General features: G+C 72.6%; 1 protein-coding gene and 2 pseudogenes. 1 reads left to right on the forward strand and 2 read right to left on the reverse strand.

All coding sequences use genetic code 11. The features are described from left to right. A pseudogene (locus BGM09_RS25820) lies at nt 1–263 on the reverse strand (hypothetical protein); the annotation flags it as partial. 224 nt (nt 264–487) lie between these two features. Here BGM09_RS25820 and BGM09_RS25825 point away from each other — a divergent pair. After that, a complete protein-coding gene (locus BGM09_RS25825; RefSeq protein ID WP_188284102.1) occupies nt 488–1,534 on the forward strand; it encodes a carbohydrate-binding protein in 1,047 nt (348 codons plus the stop codon). Nucleotides 1,535–1,583: 49 nt separating this feature from the next. On the opposite strand, the pseudogene BGM09_RS25830 reads toward BGM09_RS25825, so the two are convergent. After that, nucleotides 1,584–1,773: pseudogene (locus tag BGM09_RS25830) on the reverse strand (1-phosphofructokinase); the annotation flags it as partial.

Below are 1,773 nucleotides of genomic sequence, written 5' to 3' on the forward strand. Positions count from 1 at the left end.
GCGCGTTCGACGGCGTGGGCGCGTACCCGCCCCGCGACCGGGGCGGGGAGCGCGGCCAGCACCCCGGCGCACAGCTCCGCGCGGCCCGCGCCCATGTCCGTGAAGGCCAGCTCGGCCGGGTGCCCGAGGGCCGCGTCGACCCGGACCAGCAGCTCGGCGACGGCCCCCGCGAAGAGCGCGGAGGCGTGCACGGAGGTACGGAAATGCGCCGCGGGCCGCTCCCGTACGAAGAAGCCGTCGGGGCCGTACAGGGCGCGGTCCATGGCCTCCCGCCAGGGCACCCACCGCTCCCGCCACTCGCTGTCCACGGGGTTAACGGTACGTGTCGGGTGAAGTGTGCCTGCTCACAGGGGAACCTTCCTGACCTGGTGATGCGTCGAAGGCTTGAGCGGTGTGTCCGTCGGGGCCGGTAGTGTTCCGGAGATACCACAGGCGCCGCGACGGCGTGTGCAGCGTGTGTGCAGTGCAGTGAGGGAGTGGACAGCGGATGACTGCCGGAAACGACGGCGCCCCTGAGAACGACGACCCGTTCGGTTATCTCTACCGGTCGGAGGGCGGCGAGCAGCAGCCCGAGCAGCCCCCGGTGCAGCAGCCGGGCATGCCGCGTACCTCGCACCACCAGATCCAGCGGGTCGGTGAGCGCCGTCCGCAGCCGCCGCAGACACCCTCGGGCTACGGCTACCCGCAGCAGCAGTCGCCCTCCGGCTACGGCTACCCGCAGCAGACCCAGCAGCAGACGCAGGCGTACGGTCAGCAGCCCGGTCAGCACCCCGGCCAGCAGCAGTACGGCGGCCAGCAAGGGCAGCAGGGCCAGCAGGGATACCCGGGCCAGCAGGGATATCCCGGCCAGCAGCCTCCCGGGCAGCCTCCGCACACCCGTCGCGCGGGCGGCGGCGGCCAGCAGGGCGGCGGCGCGCCCAACCGCAAGGGCCTGCTGATCGCGGCGGTCGCCGTGGTCGCGGCCGTGGCCATCGGCATCGCCTTCGCGATGACCAACGGCTCGGGCGACGGCGACAAGAAGGCCAGCGACAAGCCGACCGGCCCGGCGGTCACCTCGTCCGCGCCCACCGAGACGACGCCTTCGGTCTCCGCGGAGCCGACCCCGTACGACTCGAAGATGACCGACGCCTCGACGCTGGCCCTGACGGGCGGCGCGCAGACGAGCACCGAGCACCCGGGCGCGAGCGCGGCGGGCGGCACCTACGTCGACCACCTGACGCAGGTCGGCGCGACCGTGACGTGGACGGTGACGGTGCCGGAGGACGGCCCCTACACGCTCTTCACGTACTACGGGAACGCGGGCGACGACGCGACGCTCACCCTCGGGGTGAACGGCAAGGCGCGCAGCGGCCCCGTGAAACTGATGAACTACGGCGACTACACCGACTGGGCGAAGGCGTGGAACAACCACACCTACTCCTGGATCGACCTCAAGAAGGGCTCCAATACCGTCACGCTGAGCTGCCAGCAGGGCAATCAGTGCGCGGTCAATCTGGACCAGTTCGAACTCAAGCAGGGCCAGGTCACCAAGTAGCCGGTACGGCCCGCGGAGCCCGCCTTCACCGCGCCCCTTCCTCCGCTCCTCACACCGCCGCGCCGGGCTCCGCGGGCACCACCGTCACCTGCGGCAGCAGCTCCGCGTAGACGGCCGCGTCGAATTCGCCCGCCGCGGGCGCCGCGACCGTGGCCGCCGACAGCGCGACGGCCCGCGCGAGCCGTCGCGGCCACGTCAGGCCCTCCGCGAGCCCGGACAGCAGTCCCGCCACCGCCGAG

Source organism: Streptomyces sp. CBMA29 (genome assembly GCF_014596445.1).
Classification (GTDB): Bacteria; Actinomycetota; Actinomycetes; order Streptomycetales; family Streptomycetaceae; genus Actinacidiphila.